This window comes from Cupriavidus sp. 01L415 (genome assembly GCF_056400065.1).
In genome coordinates this window covers 145,180-169,659 of sequence record NZ_JBFTSP010000006.1, presented here as the reverse complement: position 1 = coordinate 169,659, position 24,480 = coordinate 145,180, and the positions used below count along the sequence as shown (strand labels likewise).

Sequence of the window (24,480 nt, the reverse complement as noted above, 5' to 3'; positions counted from 1 at the left end):
TCTGGCGCAACATCCGTCGCTTGACCATACAAGCATACTGCGCACGAGGTATGTGCGATACGACCGTCCTATTACTGTTTATTTCAGTATTTCAGGCGTCCGACGGGTGGCGCCGGGGAGGGGAGCGGGTCAGGTGTTGTGCGGCGCCCCTATCGGGCGGTGGTCCCTATTGCGTTTGCGCAACACGCGGCGTAGAAGGAAAGCGGGAGGCCGTTGCCGCCGCATGGCAGCGGTTGGAGCCGTTGCCGGACAGACCAGAAGAAGGGGTTGAAGATGGAGACCCAGGAAAGCGCCCTGACCCTCGCCCTGTTGGCCGTGCCGGCGCGCGCGGTCATTTGCCGGGCGCTGCTGGAGGCTGGCGAAGCCGGCCTGCCCGCGGTGAGCCTCGCCGAGTTGGCCGGGCTCAGCCTGCCGCGCGCCACGCATCACTTCCAGGAGCTGGTTCAGGCCGATGTGGTGACGCTGACCATCCGCGACCGCCGCGTCTGCTACGTGCTCAAGGCGCGCCGCGCGGTGCGCGAGGCGCTGGAGTACGTCGATAGCAGTGGCCTCGGGTGACCCCGCCCGCCGGTCCAGCGTGGCGGGATTCTGATGGACTCTCTCATTACGGCCGCGGCGCGCGCGCTCGCGGCGGGTGATCCGCTTGGTGCACTGAACCGGGTCGCCTTGCGCGACGACGCCCCCGCGCTCGCGCTTCGCGGTATCGCGATGGCCCAGCTTGGCGACCTCGTTCGCGCGAAGGCGCTCGTGCGTGGCGCGGCGCGTGCCTTCGGCCCTAGGGAGGCCGTCGCCCGCGCGCGATGCATCGTCGCCGAGGCCGAGATCGCGCTGGTTTCTCGCGACCTGGGCTGGTCGGCCAAGGCGCTCGATGCCGCACGGGCGACGCTCGAAGCGCACGGCGACCGCGTGAATGCCGCGCATGCGCGTTACCTCGAGGTCCGGCGCCTGCTCCTGATCGGGCGCCTTGACGACGCCGAGCGAGCGCTCGGCGAACTCGATCCGACACCGTTTCCCCCGGCCTTGCGGGCCGCTCACGAACTGGTCGTCGCGGGGATCGCGATACGACGCATCCGGATGAAGACCGCACGCGCCGCGCTCGCGCGGGCCGGGCACGCCGCGCGTCACGCTGGAATTCCCGCGCTGGCGGCGGAGGTCGACAACGTGGCCCTCGTCCTCGCCACGCCCGTGGCGCGCCTCATCGCGCGTGGCGGGCAGCGGCTGCTCCGCCTCGATGAAGTCGAGGCGCTGCTGGCGTCGAAGGCGTTCATCGTGGACGCGTGCCGCTATGCGGTGCGCCGCGGTGGCACGGTGGTCTCGCTCTCCACGCGCCCGGTGTTGTTCACGCTGGCCCGCGCGCTGGCCGAGGCGTGGCCGCAAGACGTGCCGAGGGATACGCTCGTCGCACGGGCATTCCGTGCGAAGCACGCCGATGAATCCCATCGCGCGCGGCTGCGAGTCGAGATCGGGCGACTGCGCACGCTGCTTGGCACGCTGGCCGACGTCAGCGCGACACCGCGAGGGTTCGCGCTGGTGCCGCGCCACGAAGGCGAGGTCGTCGTGCTGGCGCAGCCCGTCGAGGCGCCGCATGCGGCGGTGATCGCCTTCCTCGCCGATGGCGAGTCGTGGTCGAGCTCGGCGCTGGCCGTGGCGCTGGGCGCCAGCCAGCGCACCGTGCAGCGGGCACTCGATGCGCTCGCGGCAGCCGGCAAGGTGCAGGCGTTTGGTCGCGGACGGGCGCGCCGATGGATGACGCCGCCCGTGCCGGGATTCGCGACGACCTTGTTACTCCCCGCGCCCCTGCCGAGCGACTAGGATGGAGCCATCAACCAGCCCATCGTGAAACCCATGAACCAATCCAGCGCCCAGATCATCCGCGAGTACGGCCCCTATCCGGATGTCGACCATGTGCACGGGGTCACCTATGACGGCCAGCAAGTCTGGTTTGCCACCGGAGACAAGCTGAATGCGCTCGATCCGGCGACCGGAAAGCGATTGCGCTCGATCGATGTCGCCGCCCACGCGGGCACGGCATTCGACGGCCAGCACCTGTTCCAGATCGCGGAGGATCGCATCCAGAAGATCGATCCGGCGACTGGCCGTGTCCTCGCCACGATCCCGGCGCCCGGCGGCGGTGGCGACTCGGGTCTTGCCTGGGCCGAAGGCACGCTCTGGGTGGGGCAATATCGGGACCGGAAGATTCATCAGGTCGATCCCCAGTCCGGGGCAATTCTCCGCACCATCGAATCCAACCGGTTTGTGACCGGTGTCACCTGGGTCGACGGAGAACTGTGGCACGGCACCTGGGAAAACGACGCGAGCGAGTTGAGGCGAGTCGATCCCCAGACGGGCGAGGTGCTGGAGCAACTGGCGCTGCCGGCGGGTGTCGGCGTGTCGGGGCTGGAGTCGGATGGCGCGGACCAGTTCTTCTGCGGAGGCGGAGACAGCGGAAATATCAGGGCTGTTCGCCGACCGAAGCGGGGCTCGGCAAAGGGCGGTGGCACGGAGGTAACTGCCGACGCCAGGCGCGAGTCGCTATAAACGCGCTGTCACGCGGTGCGCCGTCGGTTCACGCAGGGTGATGCAATGCGTCGGCGCGCGCCGCCGAGTTCGTGCCGGCGCTGGCGCATGCCGCGCATACGCCGTGCATCGCGCCGCTGATGGCGAAGACTGGCGACAGGCCGTGCGCGCGCAGGGCGCGCTGCTGGAGATCGTCGAGGATGCCATCGGCCACTTCGTCGATGCGATGGCAGCACACGCAGAACAGATGGTGATGCGGGCGTTCCGCCAGCTCGTAGTAGTGCATCTGGTGACTGCCGAACGGGCAGACCGTGACGCGCGCCAGCACCCCTGCGGCAGCGAGCTCATAGATGGCCTTGCGGAAACTGGACAAGGCGCAGCGATGCCGCGAGACCAGCATCGCGGCACATAGCGCATCGGCGGTCTGGTGGCGTTGCGGGCTTTCCAGCAGGAGCAGGATCGCCGCGCGGCGTCCGATGGTATCCGCCAGACCATGCGTGGCGAGTCTCCACGTGGCTTGCTCCGCGTTTCGCGCGTCCGGGGAAGCAGTGCTGGGAGGGGGCATGAGAGGAGCAATGCTGTAGGTTGGAATGTCAGCCTACGTCAGCTTTCTTAACCGCTCATTAAGAGGTCGCTTCAAAAAGATCCTGGCGTCGTTGCCGGGTTTGCCACACCCGCTTGTCGTACCACTTGTACTGCCTGCGGCCGCGCGTCTAGCCAGGACCGCTTCGCTTCATTTTGAAGCAACCTCCAAGAGGCACCGAAGCCGGAGGCACAGCATCCCGCTTTCACGCGACGCCGAACCTCCGCACGAAGGTCTTACACCTCAGTGCCCGAACGGCGTCGTCAGTTCCGTATCGGCCGTGTCCACCACGAATACCGCGAGGAGCTTGGCCGGCTTGGTCTTGCTGGCATTGGCGCTGACGCCGTGGCGGTCGCCGGGCATCTCGGAGAAGTTCTGTCCAGCCTTGTAGGTCGTCACCGGTCCATCGTTGATCTGACTGCTGACCTCCCCCTCGAGCACCGTCGCGTAGATGAACGCGGATTTGGCGTGCGTGTGGCCGGGCGAGTAGCCGCCTGGGCCGTATTCGACGAGCACGCCCTTGATGCTCTTGCCGGGAACATTCGGCAGCTCGTGCTGGTAGACGACGGTGACCTTGGCGTTCTTCGACGCCGGCGACTCCGCGAGCACGCCGCCGAACGGCAGGGCGGCAAGAAGCAGGGAACAGAGGATGCGTTTCATGGTTCTTTTTCGTGTTGGTGAATACGGGATCAGGCGCCTGACTTGGCGCGACGCAGCCATTCGTCCAGGCCGATCTGGCCGAGGCGCGCCTCGCCCAATGGCACGAGCGAATGCTCCTCGACGCGGCCACCGAAATACAGGGCGTCGGGGTCGCGCACGACCTTGCGCGGGTCGCCGACCGCCTTAAGGTAGCGGGCGATGATTTCATCGAACGGCGCGCGCTCCGGGCCCGCGATCTCGACGATGCCGTTGCGCGGCGCCGCGACCGCGACATCGGCAACGATGGCAGCCACGTCGTCCGCCGCGATGGGCTGGAACAGGCCGGGCGAAAGCTTGACGACGTCGCCATCCACACTGGATGCGGCGATGCCACCGAGGAACTCCAGGAACTGGGTCGAGCGGATGACGGTGTAGGGGATGCCGGCGGCCTCGATCAGTTTTTCCTGGGCGACCTTGGCGCGGAAATAGCCGTTGTCGGGCGATCGTTCGATGCCGACGATGGAGAGTGCGACATGATGTCCGACGCCCGCCGCGACTTCCGCTGCCGCGAGGTTGCGGCCGGAGGTCTCGAAGAATTCCAGCACTGCCTTGTCTTCAAACGAGGGCGAGTTGGCGAGGTCGACTACTACCTGCGCGCCGGCCAGGGCTGCCTGGAGACCCTCGCCTGTGATGGTGTTGATCCCGCTCTTGGGCGACGCGGCAATGACCTCGTGGCCGCCCTGGCGCAGGATGGCGACGGTCTTCGACCCGATCAGGCCGGTGCCGCCGATGATGACGATCTTCATGATTACCCCTTTGGATGGGTCCGAATGCGGCTGAGGAAAATATCTAAGGACTAGCACATCCAACAGAAAATTCAACGGCAAGGGGCGTCGGCGATGCGCGCTTCAGCCACGCCTGAGTCACCCGCTGCGCCCAGGTCCGCCGTGTTGATGTGAGCATGGTGTCCCGCTGGCAAGCAGCGTATTCGATTCTTCCCGCGCTGGTTCATGGCCTAGTCGAAAGTTCAAAATCTGTGCCTGTCGATGGAGGTGTCGATCGGCCAGAATTCCGCCGCTGCTTGTGGCCGCATGTCGTGGCCCTCTGCTATCGGCGCATTGCTGAATCTGCAAGTCCCATTCACGGCCGGGCCGTGACGAAGGCGGGTATCGGGCAGGACACTGCCGCGCAACGCCGACTACCCTTCCGAGGAGATATCGATGGATGTTGTTTCGCAAGATCGTGGGGAGGCCCGCGCTGGCGCCATCACGCCTGTGACGTGGTTGCTGCCGCCGCTGGCGGCGGCGCTCTACCCGTTCCCGTTGATGAGCTTTCACCAGGCCGTGCCGGCCGCGGCGGACGGCAGCGTGCTGGCCATTGCCATTGCGGCGATCAGTCTGGCCCTGGCGTTTGCTGTGCCGCTGCTGGCGCTGGCAGTCTCGGTGCCGCTGTTCCGCCTGACCACGCCGACGGCGGCGGTCTTGCTGGCGCGCCGGGTGGCGATATTTGCCGTGGCCGCACCGCCCTTGTTCACGCTGATCGGCGTGGTTTGCTTCCTGGCGGGCGTGTCGGCGATCGACAAATGGGTGCTGGCGGTCTTCTGGGGCGGCCTGGCGATCGCCATCGCGCGGTCCGATAACCAGCGGCCCGTGACGCTGCAGGAGCGTGCGCCGCTGGTCCGGTTGCGCTGGGCGCATGGCATCGTCGCCCTGGGATTTATCGTGACCTATCTGAGCCTTCATTTGGGCAATCACCTGCTGGGTCTGGCGGGCAATGACACACACGTTGCCGTGATGAAGGTGCTGCGGCTGTTCTACCGTTCGACCGTGTTCGAGCCGCTGCTGATCGCCGGCACGGTGTTCCTGATCGGCTCCGGGCTGGTCATGGCGTGGCGGCAGACCGAGCGTCCCTGTGATGGCTTCCGCGCATTCCAGATCGCGTCGGGCGTCTATCTTGCGGTGGCCATCACCAGCCACCTGAATGCGGTGCTGTACCTCGCACGCATCCATCTGCATATCGAGTCAGACTGGTCGTTCGGAATCGGCGCGCCGGCCGGGCTGATTCGCGATGCCTGGAACATCCGGTTGGTGCCTTACTACCTGTTGGCCGTGGTGGCCGTGATCGCTCACCCGTTTGCGGGGATGCGGATCGTGGCGCTGGCGCATGGCACCCGACGCCGGCTGGCCGACGGCATGGTGCTGTGGGGCACCGCCTTTGCCGTGCTGGTCGCGATCGTCATCATGCTCGCCATGTGCGGAATGCGTGTGAATTTCTCCGGCACCTGAGCCGGAAGCCTGGTGCGCCGCCAACCCGTTCACCGGCACCGCGGTGTAAGCTTTACGGCGTCCAGCCGGAAGCCGGTGAAGACGGGCAGCGGTCCTACCGTAGCGGCAAGTTCGCGTGTTCACCCTGGACACGGGGAATGCTTGCCTCGGCCTCTGCGTCGTCGCTTGCCGTCGGGCCGCTCAGGCTGACTCACGCACATCAGGCACGCCGTACCCACGTTGTGCTGCGCCCGTGTCCGCTCGTCGGAACCGGGCGCTTCTTGTTTTTTGACCACGCTATGTCGAAGTCATCGGTTCAGGACACATCCAATGCATCGCCGCTGCACGAGCAGATTTATGCCCGGGTTCGCGCATTGATCGAGCAGGGGCAGCTGAAGCCCGGGCAGCGGGTAGCTTCCCTGCGTGCATTTGCCGTCGAGCTTGGGGTGGCCCGTGGGACCGTCCAGGTCGCCTACGACAGGCTGTTGGGGGAGGGCTACCTGATCGCCAGGGGCCCCGCGGGGACCTTCGTTTCCGAGCAGATCACGTCATCGCGCCCCCATCGCGCGGACGCCGAACCGGCGAATCCCACACCGGCAGTCCAGGGCGCTACCGAAGGCTTCATCGAAACGGATGGTGGAGCTCCTACGCCGTTCCAGCTGGGGCTTCCCGCGCTCGATGAGTTCCCGCGAAAACTGTGGACGAGGCTGATGGCGCGGCAAATACGAAGGGCCGGCTCACTGACCAAGCCGGCGCCCGCCGGATATGGCCCTCTGAGGGAAGCGCTGGCCGCTTACTTGCAACGTTCACGGGGCATCGACGCCCAGCCGCACCAGGTGTATGTCGTGCCGGCCTACACCGCCGGCCTTGCGATGATGATGGATGCCCTCAATCTGGAGGGCGAAGGTGCGTGGGTGGAGTCCCCCGGCTACCCGCCGACAGCCCAATCGCTCAAGCGGCAGCGCTTGCAAGTCTCGACCGTGCCAGTCGATGAACACGGCCTCGACGTGGAGTTTGGGCGTCAGCATTTTCCCAATGCACGCCTGGCCGTGGTGACGCCATCGCACCAGTGCCCGACGGGCGTCGCGCTGACACTGCAACGGCGCGTCGAGCTGCTCGATTGGGCTGGTGATCAGGGCGCGTGGATCATCGAGGACGACTACGACGGCGAATATCGTTACCGCGGCCACCCGTTGCCGGCGTTGAAGAGCCTGGATACAGGCGACCGGGTAATTTATTGCGGCACGCTCAGCAAGGTCCTTTACCCGGGGCTACGGCTCTCATACCTGGTCGTGCCGCAAAGTCAGGTGGCGGCGGTGGATCTGGCCTGCAGGCGCGCGGCGCACGGCGGCTGCCCCGAACTCCTGCAAGCCGTGGCGGCGGAGTTTATCGCCGAGGGGCACTTCGCCCGGCATATCAAGCGCATGCGGACGCTTTACGCGCGGCGCCGCGCGATGCTGGCCGAGGCGCTGGCGCCCTACAAGGCGGACGGCTTCACGGTTTGCCTGCAGGATGGCGGGATGCATCTTCTGGTCGGCGTCAGGGATGAACTTGACGATCTGGCGATGGTTCGTCGCGCGCGGGCGGCCGGATTCGGCATCCACTCGCTGACGGCATGGCGGCATGGTGCGCCAGGCCGGCGGGGCCTGCTGATGGGCTTTACCAATCTGCGCAGTCAGACCGAAGCCAATCGCCTGGTTGCGGACCTCATGCAGGTGCTGAAAGCATAGGGCGATCGTTTTTGGTCAAAGTGACGTGCGTGCCGTTTGACAATAACCAGACAGTCGTCTATATTCCGTCCATCGACCTTCACCCACTGATCCCACATGCCACGGCCCGCCAATCCCGAGATTCGTCACCGACTGCTGACCGACGGCGGTCGTGTTGTTCATGAACTGGGCTTCAACGGGTCTGGGGTGCAGGACATCGTGGCGGCTGCGGGTGTCCCCAAGGGGTCCTTCTACAGCTACTTCGACAGCAAGGAAGCGTTTGCCGCTGAAGTGCTCGAAGCCTATTGGGAGTCCATCGAACAACGCCACGGCAAGGTGATGTACGACGCACGCATCAAGCCGCTGGCGAGGATCGAAAAGCTGTTCGAATTGCTGGTGGAAGACCACGCGGCGCATGAATTCAAGCTGGGGTGCATCATCGCCAACTTTTCCCTTGAGCTTTCCCATTCCAGCGTCGAAGTCCGGGCTGCCCTGGCGCAGATCCTGACCAAGTGGGAAGGCATGGTGGCGGCCTGCCTCGAGGAGGCGAAGACCCGGCAGGAACTGGATGCGGATTGTGATTCCGCGCAGTTGGCGGCCATCATCGTCGAGGCATGGGAAGGGGCCGTCATGCGCAGCAAGGTCGAGCGCAATGGCGACGCTTGCCGACGTTTTCATCAGATCACCCTCAAGCGGTTGCTGGGCTGATTTTTTTTACCCTTTAAATAGACGACTGGTCGTTTATGCTCCTTTGCAATGCAGTCATCCGGCCAATTCCCACTCATATAGCGAAGAAAGGAATCTCACCATGTCCGCCAATCGTCGTCTTGCCCAAGGCGTGTCCCGACGTGACCTGCTGCTCGGCAGCGCAGCCACGGCCAGCGCGCTGGTCGCCGCCGGCTTGCCCGGGTCAGCGACGGCAGCATCGTCCGCCGCGAGGGCCGCATCCGCGAAGCCGAATGGTGCGGCTTCCGGCAGTTACATCACGACGAAGGACGGCACCCAGCTCTACTACAAGGACTGGGGTACCGGCCGCCCCGTTGTCTTCAGCCACGGCTGGCCGCTCAGCTCGGATAGCTGGGAGGCCCAGATGATGCTCGTCGCGTCGGAAGGGTATCGCGCGGTCGCGCATGATCGTCGTGGCCACGGCCGTTCAAGTCAGCCCTGGAATGGCAACGAGATGAACACCTATGCCGACGATCTGGCGACCGTGTTCGAAACCCTCGACCTGAGGGACGCCGTCCTCGTGGGTTTCTCCACCGGCGGTGGCGAGGTGGCGCGGTATATCGGCCGGCACGGCACGCGACGCGTCTCGAAAGTGGTGCTGGTGTCGGCCGTGCCGCCCCTGATGCTCAAGACTGCCGCCAATCCGCGCGGCCTGCCGCTTGAAGTGTTCGACGGCCTGCGCGCCGCGCAACTCGCCAATCGATCCCAGTTCTACAAGGATGTACCGGCCGGGCCGTTCTACGGCTTCAACCGTCCCGGTGCAAAGCCGTCGCAAGGTCTGATCGACGCATGGTGGGCCCAGGGCATGCAGGGCGGACACAAGAACACCTATGACTCGATCAAGGCGTTCTCGGAAACCGATTTCACCGAGGACCTCAGGAAGATCGACGTGCCTACGCTGATCATTCACGGCGACGACGACCAGATCGTTCCGATCGATGCCGCCGGACGCGCATCCGCAAAGCTGGTCAGGAACTCGAAGCTGATTGTTTATCCCGGCGCGCCGCATGGGCTCACCGATACGCATCGCGACAAGTTCAATGCCGACCTTCTCGCATTCATTCGCAGTTAAGCCCGTCGCCCTCTCTCCCGGCAGCACCGAGATGCAAGGCGTCGACCCGGTTCATTCATCGCAAGAGGTAATTCCCATGTGCAATCCCCCAACCCAGTATGCAGATCCGGTCGATCCGGCGTTGCCGAAAGCCAGCCTTACGCTGGACCTGTCGCGCACAGCGCTCGTGGTGATTGATCCGCAGATCGACTTTATGAGTCCAGAAGGCCGTAGCTGGGGCGTTGTCGGAGAAAGCGTGACGGAGCAGAACCTGGTGCCCAACCTGGTGCGTCTGTTCGAGGCCGCTAAGCAGGCCGGCATCACCGTCGCGATTTCCCCGCATTACTATTTTCCCCACGATCACACGTGGAAGGTGCAGGGCCCCGCGGAGATGTTCCAGCATGCCGTCGGCATGTTTGACCGCCCCGGCGCGCTGACGCTGGACGGATTTCGCGGCTCGGGTGCGGATTTCATGCCGGAGCTCAAGCCGTACATCGAGGATGGCAAGACCATTATCTGCTCGACGCACAAGCTCTATGGCCCGCAATCCAACGACGTCGTTCTGCAGTTGCGCAAGCAGCGCGTCGATCAGGTGATCCTCGCGGGCATGGCCGCCAATCTCTGCGTCGAATCCCATTTGAGGGATCTGCTGGAGCAGGGCTTCGAAGTCGCAGTCGTGCGCGATGCCGTGGCCGGCCCGAAGGTGCCGGAGGGCGACGGCTATCACGCGGCGCTGGTCAATTTCCGCTATATCGCGAACGCCCTCTGGGATACCGACGAAACCGTGCGGCGGCTTACGGAAAGCGCGGTCGTCCCGGCATAACGCTCGCGCAATAGAGGAAGAAAAGAGGTGGCTTTGATGCTCAAGATTCCTTTGCGTTACAGCCATCTCGCCTATGGCGTTATCCAGACCGGATTCACCTGTTCGATTTCTGCCGCCATCGCGAATTTGCCATCTGCAGACCAGGGCATGTTTCTTCAGCACTGGCTGAGAACGTGGGGCATCTCGTGGCTGACCATGGTGCCGATTGTGGTGTTGGCGGCTCCCCTTATTCGACGCATCGTCGATCGAATCACCAGTCACCGCCAGACCTGATGGCTTGCCAGTATCAACACTGGCTGCCAGCGCATCCGGCTTTCCACCTTCCGGGACCTGTTCTGCCGTCCCGTCATGCGGCTGCATCGCAACCTCTGCCGGCTGCGGCCAGGCGCCATCCTGCTAATGGTCTAGTTGAAAGGGCAAATCATGTCCCTGTTGGCTGTGACATCGTTCCACTACATTGAAGCTACACAAACCAGCACTCATCGGCACCATGGCAAACAACCTGATTCTCGGACATGCGGAGACGGAGGCGGAGATTCGCGCCTGCTTTCCTGTCATGCGGCAACTGCGCCCCCAACTGAAGACCCCGGAAGATCTTCTGGCCGCCGTCAGGCTGCAAGGCGAACAAGGTTACCGGCTGCTCGGCGTCTGGGACGACGGCAAGCCCGTGGCGCTGGCCGGATACCGCCGGCTCGACAACATGATCCACGGGCGCTTCATTTATGTTGACGACCTGATTACCGGTGCGGAAGGTCGGGGGCAGGGCCACGGCGAGCGGCTGCTGGAAGCGCTTCGCGAGCTTGGACGCACGGAAGGCTGCCGGAAACTCGTTCTGGATACCGCCCTCGCGAACACGCTGGCGCACCGTTTTTACTTCCGTTCAGGCCTGCTCGCCCAGGGTCTCCACTTCAGCATGGAATTGCAATGAAACCGCTTAATGTGCTGCTGCTCGATTGCAGCCCTCGTCGCGGCTTTTCCACGAGCCGGCACCTGACCGAGCAACTGCTTCCTGCGTTGCCGGCGCCTTCAGGGCAGGAGATCCGTGTCACGAAACGCAACCTGGGTACCGAGCCCCTGCCGGCCATCACAGCGTCGTATGCCGAGTCGCTGCTTCTGCCTGTCGCCGAAGCGAAGGAGAGCCATGGCGCAGCGCTCGCGCTTTCGGACGCGCTGATTGAGGAGCTCGAACAGGCCGACATGCTCTGGATCTCCACGCCGGTCTACAACTTCACTGTGCCGGCCGTGCTCAAGAACTGGATCGATCTCGTGGTGCGACGCGACGTCACATTCGTCAACACGGCCGAAGGAAAGGTCGGATTGCTGCGTGATCGCCCGACGTTTGTGGCGGTGACCTCCGGCGGCGCCATGTTCCGCGATCCTCCCGTTCAACCGGACTTCTTTCGCCCGTACCTGACCGCGGTGCTTGGCGTCATCGGCCTCAAGGACATCCGGTTCACGCACGCCACGGGCCTGGCGTTTGCGGAAGTGCCTCGATTTGCGATCGAAGACCAGGCCGCGCGATGGCTGAGCGAAGGCGCCCTGCTATAACGCAGGTCGGGTTCTCGGGGCTGCTTTCCTTCGTACCCGCCGCGTTCAATTCAGGTGCACATTTGCGCTCTTCACGATCTTGCCCCATTTTGCGACGTCGGATTGCATCATTGCGGCCAGCTGCTTTGGCGTGCTGCCTTCCAGGATGACCCCCTGGTCGGCCAATCGCGCAGCAAGCTCCGGCGAGGCAACGGCCTTTTGCATCTGCGCATTGAGCAACTCCACAATCTCGCCGGGGGTGCCGGCGGGCGCAAGTAGCGCGAACCAGTTCTTGATTTCGAACCCGGGAAGGCCGGCTTCGGCGAGTGTCGGAATATCCGGGCTCGTGGGCAAGCGCTTGGTCCCTACGATACCCAGCGCCTTGAGCTTGCCGCTCTTCACCAGGGGCATGGAAGAAGGCACGCTGTCGAAGAACACCGAGACATTGCCGGCAAGTAGATCGGGCATGACGTTATTGCTGCCTTTATACGGGACATGCAGCATGTCGGCGCCGGTGGAAATCTTGAACATTTCCAGTTCAAGGTGGGACAGCGTGCCATTACCTTGCGATGCGGCGCTCAGCTGTCCGGGCCTGGCCTTGGCCAGCGCGACCAGTTCCTTGACCGAATTCGCTGGCACTGAAGGGTTCACGACCAGCATATGGGGTACGTGGCCCACCAGCGAGATCGGCGTGAAGCTTTTCAGAACGTCGAAGCTGAGTTTGGTGTAGAGGTTGGATGCGATGGCCAGCGAGCCGGACGCCAGCAACAGCGTGTAGCCATCGGGCGCCGCCTTTGCAACGATGTCCGAACCTATGGTGCTGCCTGCACCAGGCCGGTTCTCCACCACCACCGGTTGACCCAGTCCTTCGGACAGCTTCTGGGCAATCGCCCTGCCCAGGACATCCGTGGCGCCGGCCGGCGGAAAAGGCACCACCAGCCTGATCGTCCTGGATGGGTATGCCTGCGCCAACGCGGTACCAGCACTGAATGCCAGTACGCAAATGGACAGCGCCAAGGCTGCCCCGCGCACAATCTTCTTCTTCATCCGACGCTCCCAAAAAATCAGACTCCAATAGTCTGAAACCACCATGTAGTGGTGGACTGGGAAGCAACGTCCGTGCCAACGTGCGTGAATGCGTTCGGGTCGGGAGGCGCTATTCGGCAGCGGCAACGCGCGCCGCTGGCTTGGTCGTCGCCGAGTGAATGGCAAACAGCGCGCCGGTGGCTGCGAGTCCCAATCCGCCCGACACCCACAGCGCTTGCGCGCCCCAGAGGTCGATGCAGATGCCGAACAGCCACGGCGCCAGCGCTTGGGCGATGCGTGCCGGCACCATCAGCAGGCCCTGACGATGCCCATACCCGTGCGGACCGAAGATAACGAGCGGCAGCGTCCCCTTCGCGATGGTCAGGATGCCATTGCCTGCGCCATGCAACACGCCGAACAGCGTGGCCGCCGGTGCGCCGATGATCACGAAGGCCGCCGCGCCCACCGGGTGCAGCGACGCGGCAAGCCGTGCCGACAGCAGTGGATGGACCTTGCGCAGCAGGCCGAATTCGAGCAGACGGGCGCCCACCTGCGAGGGACCGATCAGCGCGCCGACCATCACGGCGGTGGCCAGTGTCGCGCCGCCGGCCTGCAGCAGCCGAGGCAGGTGCGCCGCCATGGCCGTGCTGATAAACCACGTCGCCGCGAACACGAAGGCCAGCGCATAGGTCGCCATCGGCCCGGGATTGGTGGGGGCGGCCAGATCGGCGCCACCGGGGCTCGCGGTCTGCACGGCGCTTTTTGGAGCCAGCTCTTCCCCGGCACGCGGCAGGCTGGCATTGAGCGCCAGGCCGAGCGTCAAGTGCAACGCCGCCCACACGAAGCAAGCCACGCGCCAGCCGTAGTGGCCCTCGAGATAGGAGGAGAGGGGCCAGCCAACCGTGCTCGCGAAGCCGGCGATCAGCGTGATGCCGGTGATGGCGTTGCGCGAACGCGTGCCGTACAGGCGCACCAGCGTCGCGAAAGCGGCTTCGTAAAGGCCGCTGCCCATGCCGATGCCGAGGATCAGCCACGCTGCGAACAAGGCGACGGCCTCCCGCGCGAACCCGAGGCCGGCGAGCCCCGCTGCGAATACGAGGCTGGTGCCGAGCAGCACCGGCCGTCCTCCCAGACGGTCGATCAGTCGCCCGGCGTATGGTCCGAGCAGCGCGGAGATAACCAGCGCCGCGCTGAATGCCGCGAAGACCGTGGGCACGGCTACCCCCGTGTCCCGCGCCATGGGCACGGCCAGCATTGCCACCAGATAGTAGGAGGACGCCCATGCGAGCGTTTGCGCGGCCCCAAGTCGGGCCACGAGACTGCCAGTCGGCGAGTTCGCCATGTTCTGTCCTACTCGACTTCGCCGTCGTCGGTGTCTGCGTCGGCCGCGTGCCTCTCGTGGTCCATCGCCGCAGCAGCCAACGCCGCCGCGCGCGCCGGGGCCGCTTCCTTGCGCTCGCTGTAGCGGTCGGTCAGATAGTCGGACCGGTCGCGGACCAGCAGCGTGAACTTGTACAGTTCCTCCATCACATCGACCACGCGGTCGTAGTAGGAAGAGGGCTTCATGCGGCCGGACGTGTCGAATTCCTGGTACGCCTTGGCCACCGACGACTGGTTCGGGATCGTCACCATCCGCATCCAGCGGCCCAGCACGCGCAGCGCGTTGACCGCATTGAACGATTGCGAGCCCCCGCAGACTTGCATCACCGCCAGCGTGCGGCCCTGCGTCGGCCGGATGCCGGCGTTTTCCAGCGGCAGCCAGTCGATCTGATTCTTGAAGACCGCCGTCAGCGTGCCGTGGCGCTCCGGGCTGCACCAGACCTGACCCTCGGACCATTCGGATAGCTTGCGCAGCTCCACGACCTTCGGATGGTCGGCGGGCACGCTGTCGGTCACCGGCAGGCCGTGGGGGTCGAACACGCGCGTCTCGGCGCCGAAGTGTTGGAGGATGCGCTCCGCTTCCAGCGTCAACAGCCGGCTGTAGGACGTCGCGCGCAGCGAGCCATAGAGCAGCAGGATGCGCGGCGGGTGCGTACTGACGCGCGCGGGTTCGAGCTTCTGCAAGTCAGGCGTGTCCAGCACCGACGACACGACGTTGGGCAAGGCAGCTGTCATCGCGTGACCCTCTGGCCCTGCGCATCGATCACGACCTCGCCATCCTCCTTGGTGAAAGGACCTTGCTGCGGCGACGGCAGGATGTCGAGCACGAGTTCCGACGGTCGGCAAAGCCGGGCGCCGCGCTCAGTCACCACGAAAGGACGGTTGATCAGGATCGGATGCGCGAGCATCGCGTCGAGCAACTGATCGTCGGTCAATGCCGGATCGGCGAGGCCCAGTTCCGCGTACGGCGTGCCTTTCTCGCGAATCGCTTCCCGCACGGTCAGGCCCGCTTGCGCGATCATCTGCCGCAATTGCGCACGCGAGGGCGGTGTCATCAGATACTCGATGACCTCGGGCTCAATACCCGCATTGCGGATCATCGCCAACGTGTTGCGCGACGTTCCGCATTCAGGGTTGTGGTAGATCGTGACAAACATCAGGTTTCCTTGGTTGGGGTTGGCCTCGTACCACTTGCCAGCTGCCGTATCAATCATCGCGCGTCGCGTGCTGGCCAGATGCCTCGATGACGTTCGGATGTCCGGGCGCATCTGGGCGTGGCAGCAAGGCGGCGTGAACCAGCAGCCCGATACCTGCGCCGATCAATTCCGCGAGCATGAATCCGGGCACGCTTGTTGGTGCGATGCCTGCAAAGCTGTCACTGAACATCCGTCCGAATGCGGCTGCCGGATTGGCGAAGGAGGTGGAAGCAGTGAACCAGTAGGCCGCGCCGATGTAGCTGGCTACCATGGCCGGTGCCCGCCCGTCCGGTGCGCGCAGGATGACCAGGATTAGCCCGGCCGTCGCCACGGCCTCCGCGATCCATTGGCCCGGCCCACTGCGGAGCTTGGACGAGAGCTGAAGGATGCTGACGTCGAACATGGCATGTGCCAGCCAGGCACCCAGTAGCGCGCCGGTCAACTGGGCGAAGATGTATGGCACCAAGGCAGATCCCGGCAATTCGCCCCTGAACGCCATCACCATGCTGACCGCCGGATTGAAATGGGCACCGCTGACGGGGCCGAACACCTCGATGAGCACGTAAAGTCCACCGACCGTGGCCAGCGTGTTGGCCAACAGCGCAACGGCAACGTTCCCGCCCGCCAACCGCTCGGCCATGATGCCTGAGCCGATGACCACCGCAAGCAGCAGCGCCGTACCGATGAGTTCCCCGGCGAGCTGGCGTGGCAGATCAATTTTCGTCATGAACTAGCTCCGCGCGAGACGCTGCAGGGTCTCTTGCAACTCCGCGTCGGTCATCTCATCGATCGGCAGCAGCAGCAACTGCAGCATCCGGTAGGCGATGGCCTGCCGCGTCAGTTCGAACGCGAGCCGCTTCTTCTCGTCTCTGCCTTCCGTATTCGACGGGTCCGGATAGCCCCAGTGCACCTTGACCGGGCTGCCGGGCCAATAGGGGCATTCCTCTTCGGCGGCGCTATCGCAGACGGTGATGACAATGCGCATCTTGGGCGCGCCTTCGGCGACGAATTCGTCCCAGTTCTTGCTACGGAACTCGCTTACGTCGACCCCGGCTTCGCGTAGCACGTCGACGGCGAACGGGTTGATGCGGCCGCTTGGCGAGCTGCCGGCGCTGTAGGCGCGCACGTCGCGGCCAAATTGCTTGGCAAGATGGTTCAGCATGCCTTCGCTGAGCAAGCTGCGTGCGGAATTGTGGGTACAGAGAATCAGGACGTTAGTGGTCATGGGGGCGGCAAACAAAAATAGGGGTCTGGCGAGCGAGATGCGGTCAGCTCTTTCCGATGTCCCGCACGGCTTTCTGGAGGGCGACGGGTTTGGACGTGACCGCGACGCCGATGGGCTTTCCCTTTGGGGCTCGCGGGGCACAGCATGCGGATTCCGCCGACGTGGCCTCGACCTGGCGGGACTCTCCATACACCGGCACATTGCCAAGCGTGTGGAAGTGTTCCCAAGCGATGCCTTGCGGATCGGTGAGCCAGTATTTGTCGCTGCGGGCATAGCAGCAGGTCGTCTCGCCTTCGTCGAGCCGCGCCATGTCGGCAGCCTCGGCACGCGACTTCAGCTCCGCCAGTTCGGCGGCGTCGTCGGTCTGGAATCCGAGGTGATCCACACCGGGCGCCGCGCCCCGTGCGGAAATGGCGAAGTTCACGCGAGGGTCTTCGAGCATCCATTTCGCGTAGTCGTCCTTGACAACGCTCGGCTCGGCGGCGAACAGCGCGGAGTAATAACGGATGCTGGCCGACAGGTCGGCCACGCTGACGTGAACGTGGAAGCGCTTCATGATTGGGACTCCGAGGTAACGGCACAGCCGGTGACCGGCGAGCACAGATTCCCGCCGCAGCAGTTTTCTGTGAGATAGCCAATCAAGGCGTTCATGGTCTCGAAGCGAGCCATGTAGATGATGGATCGGCCGTCCTGGCGGCTGGCCAGCAGGCTGGCCCGGTGCAGTTCCTTCAGATGGAAGGACAGCGACGACGCTGGCATCTCCATCAGTTCGGCGATGCGTCCGGCAGGCAGGCCCTCTGGGCCGGCCTGCACGAGCAGGCGGAACACGGCCAGGCGGACGGCGTGAGCGAGCGCGGCAAGCGCTTCAAGTGCGTTATCGGTTTCCATGTTTCGAATATAGTCGAATCATGGAAATCAGGCAATCTCCCATGCATCCCGGCACCTCCTTTCGTGGGGCCCCGGGAAAACCCGTATTCAGGTGTCGTCTTGAAAACGCGAACCCCCGTCCCTATAATTAGCACTCGCTGGGGGTGAGTGCTAACAGCCCTCGCGGTGCCCCGAAAACCCGATGGCCGTCCCACTTTGACGGCCATTTGTGAATCAAAACTCACTTTTTGTATTAGGAGTCCGTATGAACCTGCGTCCTCTGCACGACCGTGTGATCGTGAAGCGTCTGGACAATGAAACCAAGACCGCATCCGGCATCGTGATTCCCGACAATGCTGCCGAGAAGCCCGATCAAGGCGAAGTCCTCGCCATCGGCCCCGGCAAGAAGGATGACAAGGGCAACAACATCGCCCTCGACGTCAAGGTGGGTGATCGCGTGCTGTTCGGCAAGTACGCCGGCCAGGGCGTGAAGGTGGATGGCCAGGAACTGCTGGTCATGCGCGAAGAAGACATCATGGCCGTGGTCAACAAGTAATCCACGCGTCCACCGAACCGAATTCAGGAGAATCAGAACATGGCAGCAAAAGACGTAGTGTTTGGCGACGCCGCCCGTGCCAAGATGGTTGAAGGCGTGAACATTCTCGCCAACGCAGTGAAGGTGACCCTGGGCCCGAAGGGTCGCAACGTGGTGCTGGAGCGCAGCTTCGGCGGCCCGACCGTGACCAAGGACGGTGTGTCCGTGGCCAAGGAAATCGAACTGAAGGACAAGCTCCAGAACATGGGCGCGCAAATGGTCAAGGAAGTGGCTTCCAAGACCAGCGACAACGCCGGTGACGGTACCACCACCGCTACCGTGCTGGCCCAGTCGATCGTGCGCGAAGGCATGAAGTTCGTGGCCGCCGGCATGAACCCGATGGACCTGAAGCGCGGCATCGACAAGGCTGTCGGCGCTGCCGTGGAAGAGCTGAAGAAGCTGTCCAAGCCGACCACCACCAGCAAGGAAATCGCCCAGGTTGGCGCGATCTCGGCCAACAGCGACAACTCCATCGGCGAGCGCATCGCCGAAGCCATGGACAAGGTCGGCAAGGAAGGCGTGATCACCGTGGAAGACGGCAAGTCGCTGGCCGACGAGCTGGAAGTCGTGGAAGGCATGCAGTTCGACCGCGGCTACCTGTCGCCGTACTTCATCAACAACCCGGAAAAGCAGGTTGTTGCCCTGGACAGCCCGTACGTGCTGCTGTTCGACAAGAAGGTGTCGAACATCCGTGACCTGCTGCCGGTGCTGGAGCAAGTGGCCAAGTCGAGCCGCCCGCTGCTGATCATCGCTGAAGACGTCGAAGGCGAAGCCCTGGCGACCCTGGTGGTGAACAACATCCGTGGCATCCTGAAGACCGCCGCCGTGAAGGCTCCGGGCTTCGGCGACCGCCGCAAGGCCATGCTGGAAGACATCGCCATCCTGACCGGCGGTACCGTGATCGCTGAAGAAGTCGGCCTGACGCTGGAAAAGGCGACCCTGAACGATCTGGGCCAGGCCAAGCGCATCGAGATCGGCAAGGAAAACACCATCATCATCGATGGCTTCGGCGACGCTGCCAACATCGAAGCCCGCGTGAAGCAAATCCGCGCGCAGATCGAAGAAGCGACCTCGGACTACGACCGTGAAAAGCTGCAAGAGCGCGTGGCCAAGCTGGCCGGCGGTGTTGCCGTGATCAAGGTTGGCGCTGCCACCGAAGTCGAAATGAAGGAAAAGAAGGCCCGCGTGGAAGATGCACTGCACGCGACCCGCGCAGCCGTGGAAGAAGGTATCGTCCCCGGCGGCGGTGTGGCCCTGCTGCGTGCCCGCGCTGCGATCGCTGGCCTGAACGGCGACAACGCCGACCAGAACGCCGGTATCAAGATCGTGCTGCGCGCCATGGAAGAGCCGCTGCGCCAGATCGTGCTGAACGCTGGTGAAGAAGCTTCCGTCGTGGTGGCCAAGGTCATCGAAGGCAAGGGTAACTACGGTTACAACGCTGCCTCCGGCGAGTACGGCGACCTGGTGGAAATGGGCGTGCTGGACCCGACCAAGGTGACCCGCACCGCGCTGCAGAACGCCGCTTCGGTCGCATCGCTGATGCTGACCACGGACTGCGCCGTGGCTGAATCGCCGAAGGAAGAATCCGCTCCGGCAATGCCGGGCGGCATGGGCGGCATGGGCGGCATGGACGGCATGATGTAATTGATGCCGGACTGCTGAAGCCATTCAGCCTGTCTGACAAGACCCCCGCGGGTGCGAACCCGCGGGGGTTTTTTCATTTGGAGGTCGCCTCGAAAAGATTTTGGCGTTGTCGCGCGGCCTTGCCGTACCAGTTGTACTTATCCCTCAAACCTCGACCACGCGCATCCAGTCGAACGCCGCATTCTCTGGCACGCCGGTGCGGCGCGAGATATAGCCGCGCGGATTGCAGACCACGCGTGAATGGTCGATCCAGTAATCGAAGCCCGTGTGGGTATGCCCGTGGATCCAGAGGTCGGCCTGCGCCACCAGATCCGGGCGTCGCGACAGGAAGCCGGCGGAGACGATGTCGTGCGCGTAGCGCGGGTCCAGGCTGCCCAGGTCGGGGCCGTGGTGCGTGACGACCACGGTCTTGCCGTCGAATGGTCGCGCGAGCGTGTCCGCCAGCCAGGCGGTGGCGGCGCGGTGGCGCCCCAGCGCGTCGGCGGGCGTGAAGATCCGGCAATGGCCCTCGACATCGGCCGTCTCGATCAGGCGATGATCCACCATCACGCCGGCGCACGCCTGCATGGCTTCGCCTGCACGATCGGCGCCGTACAGGCAGTAGTCGGTCCACCAGGTGGTGCCGATCACGCGGACCGGCCGGCCGTCGCTATCGGCAAACTCGGCCACGGACCCGTTGAGCAGCGCGACATTGGGGCATTCGGCGGCGGCCTCGGCCATTTGCTGATCCACCGCTTCGAAGTTGCTTTCGTAGTACTCGTGATTGCCGGGCACGTAGACCACGGGCGCGTCGAAGGTGCGCGCGGCCCAGTCGATGCCATCGCGGCCATTGGCGATGTCGCCGGCCAGGATGACGAGATCGGCGGCGCAGTCCGGCACCGTCTCGGGCGTGTCGTGTTCCAGGTGGATATCGCTGAGGACGCGCAGCTTCATGGGGGCTCCTGACGGGGCGTCGTGGCGGCGGGCGCGCCAGATGCCGTGGGGCGGGGCGTCGCCTGTGCCGGGGTGGCTAGCGACCGATTCTTCAAAAAAAAGACAGCCCGGTCAAGACCGGGCTGCAAAAGAGGAGCCAAGGGGGCCTCGGCGGTGCTTCATGGGGGGCACCGTGAGGGGCCGATCACGCCTGGGGCGGTCAGCTCCCCCCCAAAAGGGGCGGCGCCATCGTGCCATTGGCTCCTGTCCGCGTTATTTGGCCAGGCGCGGCGGGACGTAAGCCCCGTAGTACGGTCCCACGCCGCCGCCACTGTTGGTGACCTTGTAGTTGGGGATGAAATACCCTTCGATGTATTTGCCGCTGCCGCCCACTGCGGCGGTGACGTGGAACGCGGCGAAGGCGGTGATCGGGCCCTGCGACCCGGCGTTCAGCGAATTGGTCACCGGCATCACGTAGTCCTTGTTGACGGTGATGAAGTTGTAGTTCGACGTCTTGGTGCCGTCCTGTATCCAGATCTGGTCGCCGATCGCCACGGGCGCGGGATTTCCGTTGAGGATCAGGTCGCGGGTGGCGGTGGCACTGTTGTCGGTGGACGTGAAGGTAGTCCACTGGCCCGACTCGCACAGCCCATAGTGGTACGCCGAGCCGATGCGGAACAGGTAGGGCTTGTTGGTGGCCGGGTCGATCTTCGGCTGGTTGGTCGCGCTGTTCCAGTAGTAGTTGTACAGGCACTGGCTCAACGCCACGGGAAAGAGGCCGCCGTTGCCGATGATGCCTGGCGCGGCAAGCACGGCCACCGCCGTGGCCGTCGTGCCCTTGGCCCCGCCGTCGAAGACCTGTGCCAGCAGCGTGGCGACGGGGCCGCCGTTGTTGCCGGCGCTGCGGCTGATGGTTACCTGCACCGCGGGCACGTCATTGGTGCCAGGCGTAATGTCTTGCGGTTGCAAGCCGGCCGGCGTGCCGGTCAGGTTCCAGTAGCCGGCCTGCACTGTGCCGGTGGCCAGCGTCGTGCCGGCAGCCTTGTTCAGGGCGATGGCATTGGTGCCCTTGGTGACGCCGTTGGTCCAGGCCGGATTAGGGTTGGCCGGGTACAGGCCGGCGGCGCCGGCCAGGGCGGCGGCGTCGGCGGCGTTCTGGAGTTCGTTGCGCACGATGACCAGGTGCGCGACGTCCATGGCCAGCGCGCCGACGGACAGCACCGAGATCAGCATGAACGGCATCATGATGCCGACCGCGCCACGCTGGTAGCGGCTGCCCGGCAGGATCTTGTGTGTTGGCATGGCGTCCCTCTTCTGGATGGGCGGATGGGAAGCAAAGGCCGCTGGCGCGGTCATTCGCACAGCATGGTGGTCAGCGCGTTGATCGTGAGCGCGCCGGTAAAGGGGCGGATCAGCGGGCCCAGCAGCAGGCCGTTGAAGGTGTACGCCACCTGCACCGTCAGCGCCGTGCCCGTGGACGCGCATGGCGTGACCGTGAGCGGAAAGGTGCAGGTGGCCGCCGCGCCGTAGGTGACCAGCTTGTTCTGGCAATAGTTGAGCGCCACCTGCTTGATCTGGGTGCTGGTCATTGGTGGCGATTTCAGCACCACGCCTGCGCGGGCTGCCTCGCGGCTGGCATTGGTGATCACCGCCTTGTCGTAGAGCGCGGTGCCGAACTCGATCGCGCCGAAGATGATGAACAGGATCAGCGGAAAGATCAGCGCGAACTCGACGGCGGCGGCACCGGCCACCCGATGGGGCTGTGGGCGGGGATGTGCCCCTTGACGATTGGCGAAGCGACGCATGATGGCTCCTGCGAAAGGCAGCGCTAGTTGGCGGTAACTGAGCGCAGCGCCGTGATGACCTGGATGGCGGCGGGTCCGAGCAACACCACGAATAGGGACGGGAAGATGCAGAAGATCAGCGGGAACAGGATCTTGGTACCGATCTTGGCGGCGCGTTCCTCGGCCAGCATGTGCCGCTTGGTGCGGAGCATGTCGGAATGCACGCGCAGCGAATCCGCCACGCTGGTGCCGAAGCGGTCGGCCTGGATCAGCATCGCCACCAGCATGCTGACGTCTTCCACGCCGGTACGGGCGGCCAGGTTGCGCAGCGCCTTCTCGCGCGGCAACCCGGCCCGCAACTCCAGCGTGAGTAGTTCGTATTCCTCGGCCATGGCGGGCCGCGCCGTCCGCATTTCCTCGACTACGCGCAGGATGGCGGCGTCCAGGCCAAGCCCGGCTTCCACGCAGACCATGATCAGGTCCAGGCTGTCAGGGAACGATTCGAAGATGTCGCGCTGCCTGCGCTTCACCTTGAAGCGCAGGACGAAGTTGGGCAGGTAGAAGCCGATCACCGCCGAGCCGAACAACAGGGTCATGAACTCGGACTGCTGGCTGGCATCGAAGCGGCCGACCAGCGCCGGCCACAGGATCATCGGCAAGCCGGCGGCGAGCAGCGTCTTGACGCCGAAATAGAAGGGGATGGCCTCCGGCGCGCGCCAGCCGGCGTGGATGAAGCGCGTGCGCAACGCCGAGTTCTCCCAGCCTTCCTTCGGCAACGAGAGCTGGGCCAGCGGCCGGGCCAGCCGCTCGATTTGGCGCAGCCATTCGCGATTGTCGTCCTGGGGCACGGCGCCCGGGATCTCGCGCTGGATCTGCCCCAGACGCCGTTGCACGGTGCTTGGCCGCATGACGGACATGGCCACCCAGACGGCGCCGAAGACGATGGCGAATGTCGCGGCAAACAGGAGGATCGTGGTGATTGGCATGGTGGTCCGGGATCAGTTCCCGCCTCGGTAGCTTGGGGGCGCCTACACATGGATGCGCACGATCTGCCGCATCCAGATGATGCCCACGCAGGTCATGGCGACGGAATACCAGAGCATCTGGATGCCAGCCGGATCGGTCCAGAGCGTCGACATCAGCTCCGGATTGATCTGGAACACGATGCCGCCCACCACCACCGGCAGCAGCGTCAGAATCCAGCCACCGAGCCGGCCTTCGGCCGACAGCACGCGTACCTTGTCCAGCAACTGCAGCCGCTTGCGGATCAGGGCGCCGACGTTATCGAGGATCTCGGCAAGGTTGCCGCCCGATTCACGCTGGATTAGCACGGCGATCACCAGGTAGCGCAGGTCCTCGATCGGCACGCGGTCGGTCAGGCCGGCCAGCGCGTCGTTCATGGAGATGCCGTAGTTCACCTCGCTGAAGACCAGCGACAGCTCGGTGCCGATGGGCGCCGGCAGTTCCTGGCCGGCCATGTCCAGCGCGCTTGGCAGCGAGTGGCCGGCGCGCAGCGCGCGGCTGAGCATGTCGGACGCCTCGGGCAGTTGCGCTTCGAGCCTGGCCAGGCGCTTGCCGCGCCTTCTGAGCACATAGAGCAATGGCAGCGAGGCCGCGGCGCCGGCCATGAGCGCGACCGCCAGTCCGGGCGGGTGGAGCGAGAACAGCCCGATGCCGACGATGACCGGCATGGCCAGCGTCAGCGCCAGGAAGCGCCCAACCGACCAGTTCAGCCCCGACTGCAGCATTATCAGGTCCAGCCTGTGGACGCGCGGCAGGCGGCGCAGCAGCCGCGCGAACGTGGGCGAGTCGCTCAGCACGCGCTGCTTCAGGATGCCGGCGTCCTGGCCGTGGCCCGCGCTGTTGAGCAGCGCGGCTTCCACGCGATGGCTGAAACGCCGCGCGCGCTGGCTGTGGTGCTGGTTCCACCACTGGTAGGCCCCCAGCAGGCCCAGCGCGATCGCGACGAACACCGACAGCGCGAAACCGATCATCGTGGTGTTCATGATCTT

The 24,480-nt window shown here is 64.7% G+C and carries 29 protein-coding genes; 13 read left to right on the top strand and 16 right to left on the bottom strand.

What is annotated here, in order from left to right:
- The first annotated feature begins 273 nt into the window (after positions 1–273).
- The 3 genes from AC1DOX_RS13765 to AC1DOX_RS13755 are packed head-to-tail and all read left to right on the top strand — an operon-like array spanning position 274 to position 2,538.
- Positions 274–558, top strand: a complete 285-nt coding sequence (locus AC1DOX_RS13765; RefSeq protein ID WP_092136266.1) for a winged helix-turn-helix domain-containing protein — start codon at positions 274–276, stop codon at positions 556–558.
- 33 nt (positions 559–591) lie between these two features.
- The gene (locus AC1DOX_RS13760; RefSeq protein WP_441622341.1) at positions 592–1,812 is read left to right on the top strand and encodes a helix-turn-helix domain-containing protein; all 1,221 of its coding nucleotides are present in this window, start codon (positions 592–594) and stop codon (positions 1,810–1,812) included.
- 33 nt (positions 1,813–1,845) lie between these two features.
- Positions 1,846–2,538 carry a Vgb family protein gene (locus AC1DOX_RS13755; RefSeq protein WP_441622339.1) on the top strand — a complete coding sequence of 231 codons (693 nt, stop codon included), beginning with the start codon at positions 1,846–1,848 and terminating at the stop codon, positions 2,536–2,538.
- A 28-nt stretch (positions 2,539–2,566) separates the two neighbouring features.
- Here AC1DOX_RS13755 and AC1DOX_RS13750 read toward each other — a convergent pair whose 3' ends face one another.
- The 3 genes from AC1DOX_RS13750 to AC1DOX_RS13740 all read right to left on the bottom strand — a co-directional run bounded on the left by AC1DOX_RS13750 (position 2,567) and on the right by AC1DOX_RS13740 (position 4,545).
- Positions 2,567–3,082: a Fur family transcriptional regulator gene (locus AC1DOX_RS13750; protein ID WP_441622337.1), complete on the bottom strand. Its 516-nt coding sequence runs from the start codon at positions 3,080–3,082 to the stop codon at positions 2,567–2,569.
- A 261-nt stretch (positions 3,083–3,343) separates the two neighbouring features.
- A complete protein-coding gene (locus AC1DOX_RS13745) occupies positions 3,344–3,760 on the bottom strand; it encodes a cupin domain-containing protein (protein ID WP_441622335.1) in 417 nt (138 codons plus the stop codon).
- 29 nt (positions 3,761–3,789) lie between these two features.
- A complete protein-coding gene (locus AC1DOX_RS13740) occupies positions 3,790–4,545 on the bottom strand; it encodes an SDR family oxidoreductase (RefSeq protein WP_441622333.1) in 756 nt (251 codons plus the stop codon).
- 414 nt (positions 4,546–4,959) lie between these two features.
- Here AC1DOX_RS13740 and AC1DOX_RS13735 point away from each other — a divergent pair, with 414 nt between their 5' ends.
- The 8 genes from AC1DOX_RS13735 (at position 4,960) to AC1DOX_RS13700 (ending at position 11,860) form a co-directional block, all read left to right on the top strand.
- Positions 4,960–6,024: a hypothetical protein gene (locus tag AC1DOX_RS13735; RefSeq protein WP_441622331.1), complete on the top strand. Its 1,065-nt coding sequence runs from the start codon at positions 4,960–4,962 to the stop codon at positions 6,022–6,024.
- A gap of 137 nt (positions 6,025–6,161) precedes the next feature.
- The gene (gene pdxR / locus AC1DOX_RS13730; RefSeq protein WP_441622329.1) at positions 6,162–7,733 is read left to right on the top strand and encodes a MocR-like pyridoxine biosynthesis transcription factor PdxR; all 1,572 of its coding nucleotides are present in this window, start codon (positions 6,162–6,164) and stop codon (positions 7,731–7,733) included.
- Between the two features lie 96 nt (positions 7,734–7,829).
- On the top strand, positions 7,830–8,420 hold the full coding sequence (locus AC1DOX_RS13725; RefSeq protein ID WP_092136284.1) for a TetR/AcrR family transcriptional regulator: 591 nt from the start codon (positions 7,830–7,832) through the stop codon (positions 8,418–8,420).
- A gap of 100 nt (positions 8,421–8,520) precedes the next feature.
- Positions 8,521–9,510, top strand: a complete 990-nt coding sequence (locus AC1DOX_RS13720; RefSeq protein WP_441622327.1) for an alpha/beta fold hydrolase — start codon at positions 8,521–8,523, stop codon at positions 9,508–9,510.
- Between the two features lie 76 nt (positions 9,511–9,586).
- Complete coding sequence (locus AC1DOX_RS13715; RefSeq protein ID WP_441622402.1) at positions 9,587–10,312, top strand: cysteine hydrolase family protein; 726 nt, start codon at positions 9,587–9,589, stop codon at positions 10,310–10,312.
- A 36-nt stretch (positions 10,313–10,348) separates the two neighbouring features.
- Entirely contained in the window at positions 10,349–10,585 is a 237-nt protein-coding gene (locus AC1DOX_RS13710) for a DUF2798 domain-containing protein (RefSeq protein ID WP_441622325.1), read from the top strand.
- Positions 10,586–10,802: 217 nt separating this feature from the next.
- Complete coding sequence (locus tag AC1DOX_RS13705) at positions 10,803–11,240, top strand: GNAT family N-acetyltransferase (protein WP_441622323.1); 438 nt, start codon at positions 10,803–10,805, stop codon at positions 11,238–11,240.
- Positions 11,237–11,860, top strand: a complete 624-nt coding sequence (locus AC1DOX_RS13700) for an FMN-dependent NADH-azoreductase (protein ID WP_441622321.1) — start codon at positions 11,237–11,239, stop codon at positions 11,858–11,860. The genes AC1DOX_RS13705 and AC1DOX_RS13700 overlap by 4 nt, the downstream gene beginning before the upstream one ends.
- A 45-nt stretch (positions 11,861–11,905) precedes the next feature.
- On the opposite strand, the gene AC1DOX_RS13695 is transcribed toward AC1DOX_RS13700, so the two are convergent.
- The 8 genes from AC1DOX_RS13695 to AC1DOX_RS13660 form a co-directional block, all read right to left on the bottom strand.
- Positions 11,906–12,931, bottom strand: coding sequence for a Bug family tripartite tricarboxylate transporter substrate binding protein (locus tag AC1DOX_RS13695; protein ID WP_441622319.1), 1,026 nt, complete (start codon positions 12,929–12,931; stop codon positions 11,906–11,908).
- 64 nt (positions 12,932–12,995) lie between these two features.
- Positions 12,996–14,207 carry an MFS transporter gene (locus AC1DOX_RS13690; RefSeq protein WP_441622317.1) on the bottom strand — a complete coding sequence of 404 codons (1,212 nt, stop codon included), beginning with the start codon at positions 14,205–14,207 and terminating at the stop codon, positions 12,996–12,998.
- Between the two features lie 8 nt (positions 14,208–14,215).
- Positions 14,216–14,980 (bottom strand): arsenical resistance protein ArsH, encoded by a 765-nt coding sequence (gene arsH, locus AC1DOX_RS13685; protein WP_441622315.1) that lies wholly within the window; start codon positions 14,978–14,980, stop codon positions 14,216–14,218.
- Positions 14,977–15,402: an arsenate reductase (glutaredoxin) gene (gene arsC, locus AC1DOX_RS13680; protein ID WP_441622400.1), complete on the bottom strand. Its 426-nt coding sequence runs from the start codon at positions 15,400–15,402 to the stop codon at positions 14,977–14,979. The genes arsH and arsC overlap by 4 nt, the downstream gene beginning before the upstream one ends.
- A 49-nt stretch (positions 15,403–15,451) precedes the next feature.
- Positions 15,452–16,168, bottom strand: a complete 717-nt coding sequence (locus AC1DOX_RS13675; protein WP_441622313.1) for an aquaporin — start codon at positions 16,166–16,168, stop codon at positions 15,452–15,454.
- A 3-nt stretch (positions 16,169–16,171) separates the two neighbouring features.
- Positions 16,172–16,666: an arsenate reductase ArsC gene (locus tag AC1DOX_RS13670; protein ID WP_441622398.1), complete on the bottom strand. Its 495-nt coding sequence runs from the start codon at positions 16,664–16,666 to the stop codon at positions 16,172–16,174.
- Positions 16,667–16,709: 43 nt separating this feature from the next.
- Positions 16,710–17,222, bottom strand: coding sequence for an ArsI/CadI family heavy metal resistance metalloenzyme (locus tag AC1DOX_RS13665; RefSeq protein WP_441622311.1), 513 nt, complete (start codon positions 17,220–17,222; stop codon positions 16,710–16,712).
- Positions 17,219–17,554, bottom strand: coding sequence for an ArsR/SmtB family transcription factor (locus AC1DOX_RS13660; RefSeq protein WP_441622309.1), 336 nt, complete (start codon positions 17,552–17,554; stop codon positions 17,219–17,221). Before AC1DOX_RS13660 ends, AC1DOX_RS13665 begins: the two co-directional genes overlap by 4 nt.
- A gap of 244 nt (positions 17,555–17,798) precedes the next feature.
- Here AC1DOX_RS13660 and groES point away from each other — a divergent pair, with 244 nt between their 5' ends.
- Together groES and groL are read left to right on the top strand one after the other, a co-directional pair.
- Positions 17,799–18,089: a co-chaperone GroES gene (gene groES / locus AC1DOX_RS13655; protein WP_008644494.1), complete on the top strand. Its 291-nt coding sequence runs from the start codon at positions 17,799–17,801 to the stop codon at positions 18,087–18,089.
- A gap of 39 nt (positions 18,090–18,128) precedes the next feature.
- Entirely contained in the window at positions 18,129–19,772 is a 1,644-nt protein-coding gene (gene groL, locus AC1DOX_RS13650; protein ID WP_092136312.1) for a chaperonin GroEL, read from the top strand.
- A 144-nt stretch (positions 19,773–19,916) separates the two neighbouring features.
- Here the strand turns inward: groL and AC1DOX_RS13645 are convergent, their stop codons facing one another.
- The 5 genes from AC1DOX_RS13645 to AC1DOX_RS13625 form a co-directional block, all read right to left on the bottom strand.
- Positions 19,917–20,705: a metallophosphoesterase gene (locus AC1DOX_RS13645; RefSeq protein WP_441622306.1), complete on the bottom strand. Its 789-nt coding sequence runs from the start codon at positions 20,703–20,705 to the stop codon at positions 19,917–19,919.
- A 252-nt stretch (positions 20,706–20,957) separates the two neighbouring features.
- Positions 20,958–21,986 (bottom strand): TadG family pilus assembly protein, encoded by a 1,029-nt coding sequence (locus AC1DOX_RS13640; protein ID WP_441622304.1) that lies wholly within the window; start codon positions 21,984–21,986, stop codon positions 20,958–20,960.
- 50 nt (positions 21,987–22,036) lie between these two features.
- Positions 22,037–22,489: a TadE/TadG family type IV pilus assembly protein gene (locus tag AC1DOX_RS13635; protein ID WP_441622302.1), complete on the bottom strand. Its 453-nt coding sequence runs from the start codon at positions 22,487–22,489 to the stop codon at positions 22,037–22,039.
- Between the two features lie 23 nt (positions 22,490–22,512).
- Positions 22,513–23,454: a type II secretion system F family protein gene (locus AC1DOX_RS13630; RefSeq protein ID WP_441622300.1), complete on the bottom strand. Its 942-nt coding sequence runs from the start codon at positions 23,452–23,454 to the stop codon at positions 22,513–22,515.
- A gap of 42 nt (positions 23,455–23,496) precedes the next feature.
- Positions 23,497–24,474 (bottom strand): type II secretion system F family protein, encoded by a 978-nt coding sequence (locus AC1DOX_RS13625; RefSeq protein ID WP_441622298.1) that lies wholly within the window; start codon positions 24,472–24,474, stop codon positions 23,497–23,499.
- Between the last annotated feature and the right edge of the window lie 6 nt (positions 24,475–24,480).